Below are 7,970 nucleotides of genomic sequence, written 5' to 3' on the forward strand. Positions count from 1 at the left end.
GAGCCAGCGGCTGGCTCGACACGGCGCCGGCGCCGACCGGCGCGGTCACCGGCGGAGCGTCGTCCTCAGGCGGCGGAGCCTGGGTCGGAAGCGGCGTCTGGGCGGCCGGCGGGGCCTGGACGACGGGCGGGCTGACGCCCTCGCTGGCGCGGGTGGGATACTGCGCGCCGGTCGTCTCGCAGGCCGCGAGCGTTCCAGCCGTCAGGGCGATGACCGCCGCTTGCGTCCACAACTGCCTCATGACCTCTCCTTTCCTCGCGGAGCCTTCAAGTCGCCGCCGCAAGGGTGAATCAAACCTTAACCAAACACGCACGGCGTCACCGAACCTGTGGACGCCGACCCCGCACTACTCGCGGGCGACGCCTTCCAGGATCGGGACGAAACGCACTTCGCACAGGACTTCGACCGTGAAGCCCCCCTTCCCGTCGCCGGCATAGCGACGAAGGCTCTGGACCGGCCCACGTCCGACGGGTGCGACAAGCACGCCGTTGGGCTTGAGCTGGGCCAGGAGCCCCTTAGGTTCTTCTTGCGCCGCAGCCGTGACCATAATGCGGTCGAAAGGCGCCTGCTCGCGCCAGCCTTCCCAGCCGTCGCCGAACTTGGTGATGACGTTGGTCAGGCCGAGCACGGCGAAGCGCGCCTCGGCCTCCTTCATCAGGGTGCGATAGCGCTCGACCGTGTAGACGAGACGCGACACCCGGGAAAGGACCGCGGTCTGGTAGCCCGAGCCCGTGCCGATCTCCAGCACCCGGCAACGCGGCTCGACCGTCAGGGCCTGGGTCATCAGGCCAACGATGAACGGCTGGCTGATGGTCTGGCCGCAGGCGATCGGCAGGGCCGAGTCCTCCCACGACCGCTCCTTGAAGAGATCGGGTGTGAAAAGGTCGCGCGGGGTCTTCTCGATCGCCGACAGCACGTTGGGATCGGTCACGCCTTGCGCGCGCAAAGCGTCGAGCAGCCGCTTCAGCAGCGCATCAGGCGTTTCCGGTCGCTTGGCGCTCGCCATCACAGGCCGGGCTCCGGGCTGCTCTCCGGCTTGGAGGCGAGCTTAGGCGGCGCACCGCCCAGCACGCCCTTGAGGGCGGCGACGGTGGCGTTGTGCGTCAGGTCGATATGCAGGGGCGTCACCGAGATGCGCCCTTCGTACACGGCCTTCAGATCGGTGCCCTCCGGCGGGTTGGACGGCTTCACGGTGAAGCCGGTCCAGTAGTAGTCGCGACCGCGCAGGTCCGTCCGCTTTTCCATGCGCCGCAAGTGCGAGTCGCGAAAGCCCTGGCGGGTCACTTCCACGGCATCGACCCGTTCCGGCGGCAGCGGCGGGAAGTTGACGTTCATCACGACGTCAGACGGCCAGCCCACCTCCAGCAGCCGGCGCACGATGCCCGGCCCGAAGTGCTCGGCGGTTTCCCAATGGGCGACGACCTCGTCGGCGAAATAGGTCATGGCCTGCGACAGGGCGATCGACGGAACGCCCAGGACCATGCCCTCGATGGCGCCGGCGACGGTCCCAGACAGGGTGACGTCCTCGGCCAGGTTCTGGCCGCGGTTGACGCCCGACAGCACGAGGTCCGGCTTCGCGCCCTCGATCAGTTCCTGGAAGGCCAGGGCCACGCAGTCGGTGGGCGTGCCCTCGACGGCGAAGCGGCGGGCGTCGATCTTCCGCACCCGCAGCGGATCGGACAGGGTCAGGGCCCGGCTGGCGCCCGACTGCTCGTATTCCGGCGCGACGATCCAGACGTCGTCCGACAGGGCCGCGGCGATACGCTCCAGGCTTTGCAGGCCCGGAGCGTGGATGCCGTCGTCGTTGGTGAGGAGGATCCTCAAGCCGCGCCCCCGATGTGGGTCAGGCCACCCATATAGGGCTGCAGCACGGCCGGGATATGGATGCGACCGCCCTCGTCCTGGTAGTTCTCCAGCACGGCCACCAGGGTGCGGCCGACGGCCAGGCCCGAGCCGTTCAGGGTGTGGACGTAGTGCGTGCCCTTCTCGCCGGCCTTCTTGAAGCGGGCGTCCATGCGGCGGGCCTGGAAGTCGCCGCAGTTGGAGCACGAGCTGATCTCGCGGAAGGTCGCCTGGCTCGGCAGCCAGACCTCCAGGTCGTAGGTCTTGCGCGCGCCAAAGCCCATGTCGCCCTTGCACAGCAGCATGGTGCGGAATTCCAGCTCCAGCTTCTTCAGCACAGCCTCGGCGCATTCGACCATGCGCTCGTGCTCGGCTTCCGACTGGTCGGGCGTGGTGATCGAGACCAGCTCGACCTTCTGGAACTGGTGCTGGCGGATCATGCCCCGCGTATCGCGGCCCGAGGCCCCAGCTTCCGAACGGAAGCAGTGGGTCAGGGCGGTGAGGCGCAGCGGCAGCTCTTCCTCGCCGGTGACCTGCTCGCGCACGATATTGGTCAGCGAGACCTCGGCGGTGGGGATCAGCCAGTGGTCGCCGGTGGTGCGGAAGAGATCCTCGGCGAACTTGGGCAGTTGGCCGGTTCCGAACAGCGCGTCGTCCTTGACCAGCACGGGCGGGCTGATCTCGGTGTAGCCGTGCTCGACCGTCTGCAGGTCGAGCATGAACTGGCCGAGGGCGCGCTCCAGGCGAGCGATCTCCTTCTTGAGCACTACGAAGCGGGCGCCGCTCATGCGGGCGGCGGCTTCGAAGTCCATGCCGCCCAGGGCCGCGCCCAGGTCGACGTGGTCCTTGGGCGCGTTCAGGCGGCCGGCCGGCAGCTTGGAGCGATCGCCCCAGCGGCGCTGCTCGACATTGCCGGTCTCGTCCTCGCCTTCCGGCACTTCGGCGGCGGGGATGTTGGGCAGGGACGCCAGCAGGTCTTTCAGCTTGGCGCCGACGATGCCTTCCTCTTCGGCCGCCTCGGCCATGCGGCCCTTCAGCGCCTCGACCTCGGCCATCAGGCGGGCGGCTTCGGCCTCGTCCTTCTTGGCCTTGGCCGCGCCGATCAGCTTGGAGCTTTCGTTGCGCTTGGCCTGGGCTTCCTGCAGGGCGGTCTGGGCCGCGCGCAGTTGGGCGTCGAGCTTGACGGCTTCCGACGCCGCGCCCGAACGGCCCTTGGCCGACCAGGCGGCTTCATAGGCTTCGGTGTTTTCGCGGATGGCCTTGATGTCGTGCATCGGGAGCGCTCGGAAGGAAGTCGTTAAGAAACGCCCTTCTCTAAGGCGCGTCGCCAAGGGCGCCAACCTTCTTGCACGCCCCCTCTCCCCTTGCGGGAGAGGGTGGCCTCCCGGAGGGAGGTCGAGTGAGGGGTCGCACGAACGAAAAACGCCGCGAAAGCGGATCGGCTTTCGCGGCGTCAGACTTTTCAGAGCCCCCTCATCGGTCGGCTAGACCGCCACGACGTCCTTGCTCTCTTCGGCTTCGCGCTTCTTGCGGCCGCGCTCGATGATCCAGACGCACCAGATGCCGATCTCGTAGAGCAGGCACATGGGGATCGCCAGGGTCAGCTGGCTGATCGGATCGGGCGGGGTCAGGACGGCGGCGGCGATGAACACGCCGACGATCGCGTAGCGGCGGCCGCCGCGCAGCATCTTGGAGTCGATGATCCCGGCCATGCCGAGCAGCGACACCACGACCGGCAGCTGGAAGCAGAGGCCAAAGGCCAGCAGCAGCGAGGTCACCAGGGTCAGGTAGTCCGACACCTTGGGCAGCAGTTCGACCGAGATGGCGTCGCCGAAGATCTGCTGGTTCATCGAGAACCAGACGATGAACGGCAGCATGACGTAGTAGACCAGCGCCGCGCCCATGACGAACAGCACCGGCGAAGCGATCAGGAACGGCAGGAAGGCGCCGCGCTCGTTCTTGTAGAGGCCGGGGGCGACAAAGCGGTAGAGCTGCCAGGCCAGCACCGGGAAGGTGATGACCACCGCGCCGAACGCCGACAGCTTCAGCTTGGTGAAGAACTGCTCCAGCAGCGCCGTGAACACGAACTTCTGGTGGGCGACGTCGGCCGGCGCGTCCTTCAGGCCCGTCAGCACCATGATCAGGTCAAAGGGATTGTGATGCGCGCCCCCCGCCTTGCTGGCGGCGACCATGCCGGCGGCCACCTCGAACGGGTGGATCAGGAACAGGAAAAGCTGGTTCGAGAAGTAGAAGCAGACGCCGAAACCGACGAACAGCGCCACCACGCAGACGATCAGGCGCGAGCGCAGCTCGGTCAGGTGCTCGAGCAGCGGCGCGCGCGAGGCCTCGATCTCCTCTTCGGGATCGTATCCGATCGAATTGGTCACGAGACGATGTCCGAGCTGGAAGAGGCGGTCTTGGTGGTGCGCTTGCGCGGCGGCTTGACGACGGCCGCGGCCGTCCCACCAGCGGCGACGGCTTTAGCCGCCTTGGGGGCGGCGGCCTTCTTGGCCGGAGCCTTTGCGGCGACGCCGACGTCCTTGGACGCGGCCTTGGCGCGCGACGTCTTGGAAACGATCTCGACGGTCGGCTCGGCGACGGCCTTGGGGGCGCGCTTGCGGGCAGGCTTGGCCGGAGCCTCGACTTCAGGCTCGGCGACCGGCTCGGGATTGTAGCCGGCGTAGGGATGGGCCTGGACGGCGCCGCTGTTGAGGCTGGCGTCGATGTCGGCGAACACCTCGTCGACCGTGGCGTCCTTGGCCTGGTCGACCGCGGCCTGCACCGGGTTGGCGTACTGGCCGGCGCGCATGGCCTCGACCTCGCGGCGCAACTCGTCCAGCTCCGACTGGCGAGCCATCTCGTCGAAGCTGGCGCGGAATTCCGCAGCCATGCCGCGGATCTTGCCGACGAACTGGCCGAGCTTGCGAAGAAGAACAGGCAGATCCTTCGGCCCCACCACGATCAGCGCGACCGCGGCGATAACCAGAAGCTCAGCGCCGCCGATATCAGGAAGCATGAAAGCGCCTCAGACCGGCCCGGCGCTCCCCCGTGGAGACCTGGGCCGAGAGATTTGGAAAAACGAAGCCGCGCCCTCCGGGGAAGGCGCGGCGAAAACAAACCTTACGACTTGCGCAGGTCTTCCTTCTCGGCCTCGGTGCGCGGCAGCGCGCCCGTGGACTTGTTGTCGGCGACTTCCTGGCTGCTGTCGTCCTTCAAGCCGTCCTTGAACGCCTTGATGCCCTTGGCCGCGTCGCCCATGATCCCGGACAGCTTGCCGCGACCACCGAAAAGCAGGGCGACGACCGCGATCACGATCACCCAGTGAATCCAGCTCATGCTACCCATAACGGCGGTGCTCCTTGCGACAGCGGCGCTTTAGCCGCTGCGGCGTGTCGTTACAATGTCTCAGATAATATAGGCGTCCGCATGGCCATGAGCCAAGCGGCGCAAATCGCGGCCATTGCGCCCCGGCCAAGGCAGGCTTCGCCTCAGCGCCCCGGCTCTCCGCCCTCCAGCTCGCCCAGGAAATCCTGAGCGAATTCCGGCGTCTCGCCTTCGTCCAGCGGGTCTTCCTCCTCGCCGTCGGTCCGCAACCCCATCGGATCGGGTACGGAAAAGCCCGGCGGCAGGTTCAGATCGAGCAGGCCCGCGGCCTTCATTTCGGCGACGCCGGGCAGGTCGCCCAGATTCGCCAGGCCGTAGTGCTCGAGGAAGGCGTCGGTCGTCCCGAAGGTCACCGGACGGCCCGGCGTGCGGCGACGGCCGCGCATGCGGATCAGGCCCAGCTCCAGCAGCACGTCCAGCGTGCCCCGGCTGGCCTGCACCCCCCGCACCGCCTCGATCTCGGCCCGGGTGACGGGCTGGTGATAGGCGACGATGGCCAGGGTCTCCTGGGCGGCCTTGGACAGGCGGCGCGGCTCCTCGCGCTCCTCGGTCATCAGGAAGGCGAGATCGGCGGCGGTCTGGAAGCGCCAGCGGCCCGCCACCTCCACGAGTTCGATCCCCCGCCCGTCCCAGCGGGCGCGCAGGTCGGCGATGCCGGCCGGGATGTCAGCGCCGTCCGGCAGACGCTTGGCGAGGTCGGCCACGCTCAACGGCTCGGCCGCCGCGAACAGCAGGGCCTCGATGCAGCGTTCGGTGAAGAGAGGGGCGAGGGTCATGGGTAGAAGCTGTCTCTCAACACGATCACGCCCCCTCCCCGCCGTCGGTCCGGGTGCGCAGGTAGATTTCCTCGAACGCGCCCATCTGGCGCACCGTCAGCGCGCCTTCCTTGGCCAGCTCCAGGCTGGCCGAAAGGGTCGAGGCCAGGTAGCTGGCGGGCGTGGGGCCGTCGGGGTCTTCTTCCCAGCGCTCGACGGGGGCGACGCCGGACAGGGCCGTCCACTCCTCCATCCTCGGCAGGAAGGTGCGCAGGCGGTCGCGGGCGTCTTCCAGCGGATAGGCCTGGGGCGGGCGCGGGGCGTAGTGGCGGCCGTGCTCGCGCTTTCGCTGGGAGATGTAGGCGCTCATCAGGGCGTAGAGGTCGCCCTCGAACCGGGTGGAGGAGACGATCTTCACCGCATCGGGATCGCCGCGCGCGAAGACGTCGCGCTGGAGTTGCGGACGCTCCTTCAGGGCCTCGACCGACTTGCGCATGGCGTCGAGCTTGGCCAGGCGAAAGGCCAGCAGAGCGGCCATTTCCTCGGCCGGCGGCTCCTCGGCCTTGGGGCGATCGGGTTTGGGCAGCAGCAGCCGCGACTTCAGATAGGCCAGCCAGGCGGCCATGACGAGATAGTCGGCGGCCAGCGAGAAGCGCACGCGGCGGGCCTGCTGCACGAAGGCCAGGTACTGCTCGGCCAGTTTCGTGATCGACAGCTGAAGCAGGTCGACCTTCTGGTTGCGGGCCAGGGCCAGCAGGACGTGCAGCGGGCCTTCGTAGCCGTCGATGTCGATGACCAGGGCCGCGCCGTCTTCCGCCGCCTCCCGGGCGGCCGCGAAGTCGAATGTGGGCTGGAAGCCCGTGCTCACCCGGCGAACCGGCCGTCGAAGGCGGCGTCGAAGCGGGCGCGGGCCTCGGCGACGTCGAGCGGCTCGTGCACCTTGACCAGCCGGCCCATGACCGCCTGGGCGCGGCGACGGGCTTCCTTGGAGAGCTTGCCGACGCCGGCCATTACGGCCTTCATCTCGTCCATGTCGCCGTTGCAGTGCAGGACGACGTCGCAGCCGGCGGCCAGGCTGTCCTTGGCGCGCTGCTTGAAGTCGCCCGACAGCGCCTTCATCGACAGATCATCGCTCATCAGCAGGCCGTCAAAACCCAGGGACTCGCGGATGACCTTCTTGATGGCCTTCTTCGAGGTGGTGGCCGGGTTGCGGCGATCGATGGCCGTGTAGACGACGTGGGCGGTCATCGCCATCGGCATGTCCGACAGCACTCGGAACGGCGCGAAGTCGCGAGCTTCCAGTTCGGCCAGCTTGGCCTTCACCACCGGCAGCTCCAGATGGCTGTCGCTCATGGCGCGGCCGTGGCCGGGGATGTGCTTGATGATCGGCAGCACGCCGCCGGCCAGCAGGCCCTCGGCCGCCGCGCGGCCCAGGGTCGCCACCTGCTCGGGCGTGTCGCCATAGGCGCGGTCGCCGATGATCTCGTGGCCCTTGGGATCGGGCACGTCCAGCACCGGCACGCAGTCGACGTTGATGCCCAGCGAGGTCAGGTCATGGGCGATCAGGCGCGCGCCAAGGCGCGTGATCTCGCGGGCGACCAGCGGATCGTTGGCGACCAGTTCACCGTAAGCGCGGCCCGGCGGATACTTCTTCCAGTGGGGGGCTCCAAGGCGGGCGACGCGGCCGCCCTCCTGGTCGATCAGGATCGGCGCGTCGGGACGGCCGACCGTCTCGCGCAGGGCCGCGGTCAGCGCCCGCACCTGGTCGGGCGTGTCGATGTTGCGCTTGAAAAGGATGAAGCCCCACGGCCGCACGTCGCGGAAGAAGGCGGCTTCTTCCGCGCTCAGGACGGTCCCGGCGCAGCCGAGGATGGCGGCGGACGACACGCTCATGGGGGCTCCCCTCGCCTACTTCACGAAGCAGGATTTGCCGGCGGCCGTCAGGGCGTCGCAGAACGCCTTGGCGTCGGCGCGGCTGGAGAAGCCGGT

The 7,970-nt window shown here is 68.5% G+C and carries 9 protein-coding genes and 1 pseudogene; all 10 read right to left on the minus strand.

Features of this window, described 5'->3' with window-relative positions; translation table 11 throughout:
• Nucleotides 1-241, minus strand: a pseudogene (locus tag DMC18_RS18825) (peptidase M24); the annotation flags it as partial.
• 105 nt (nucleotides 242-346) lie between these two features.
• On the minus strand, nucleotides 347-1,006 hold the full coding sequence (locus tag DMC18_RS18830) for a protein-L-isoaspartate(D-aspartate) O-methyltransferase (RefSeq protein WP_110120908.1): 660 nt from the start codon (nucleotides 1,004-1,006) through the stop codon (nucleotides 347-349).
• The gene (gene surE, locus DMC18_RS18835; RefSeq protein ID WP_110120909.1) at nucleotides 1,006-1,824 is read right to left on the minus strand and encodes a 5'/3'-nucleotidase SurE; all 819 of its coding nucleotides are present in this window, start codon (nucleotides 1,822-1,824) and stop codon (nucleotides 1,006-1,008) included. Before surE ends, DMC18_RS18830 begins: the two co-directional genes overlap by 1 nt.
• Complete coding sequence (gene serS / locus DMC18_RS18840; RefSeq protein ID WP_110120910.1) at nucleotides 1,821-3,116, minus strand: serine--tRNA ligase; 1,296 nt, start codon at nucleotides 3,114-3,116, stop codon at nucleotides 1,821-1,823. Before serS ends, surE begins: the two co-directional genes overlap by 4 nt.
• A 210-nt stretch (nucleotides 3,117-3,326) precedes the next feature.
• Entirely contained in the window at nucleotides 3,327-4,229 is a 903-nt protein-coding gene (gene tatC, locus DMC18_RS18845; protein ID WP_110120911.1) for a twin-arginine translocase subunit TatC, read from the minus strand.
• Complete coding sequence (gene tatB, locus DMC18_RS18850; RefSeq protein WP_110120912.1) at nucleotides 4,226-4,858, minus strand: Sec-independent protein translocase protein TatB; 633 nt, start codon at nucleotides 4,856-4,858, stop codon at nucleotides 4,226-4,228. The genes tatC and tatB overlap by 4 nt, the downstream gene beginning before the upstream one ends.
• Before the next feature lie 104 nt (nucleotides 4,859-4,962).
• Nucleotides 4,963-5,187 (minus strand): twin-arginine translocase TatA/TatE family subunit, encoded by a 225-nt coding sequence (locus DMC18_RS18855; protein ID WP_058349436.1) that lies wholly within the window; start codon nucleotides 5,185-5,187, stop codon nucleotides 4,963-4,965.
• A gap of 143 nt (nucleotides 5,188-5,330) precedes the next feature.
• On the minus strand, nucleotides 5,331-6,002 hold the full coding sequence (gene scpB, locus DMC18_RS18860) for an SMC-Scp complex subunit ScpB (RefSeq protein ID WP_110120913.1): 672 nt from the start codon (nucleotides 6,000-6,002) through the stop codon (nucleotides 5,331-5,333).
• A gap of 25 nt (nucleotides 6,003-6,027) precedes the next feature.
• A complete protein-coding gene (locus DMC18_RS18865; protein WP_110120914.1) occupies nucleotides 6,028-6,849 on the minus strand; it encodes a ScpA family protein in 822 nt (273 codons plus the stop codon).
• The gene (gene nagZ / locus DMC18_RS18870) at nucleotides 6,846-7,874 is read right to left on the minus strand and encodes a beta-N-acetylhexosaminidase (protein WP_110120915.1); all 1,029 of its coding nucleotides are present in this window, start codon (nucleotides 7,872-7,874) and stop codon (nucleotides 6,846-6,848) included. The genes DMC18_RS18865 and nagZ overlap by 4 nt, the downstream gene beginning before the upstream one ends.
• Nucleotides 7,875-7,970: the final 96 nt, after the last annotated feature.

The sequence above is a fragment of the Caulobacter sp. D5 genome (genome assembly GCF_003185805.1).
Lineage (GTDB): Bacteria > Pseudomonadota > Alphaproteobacteria > Caulobacterales > Caulobacteraceae > Caulobacter.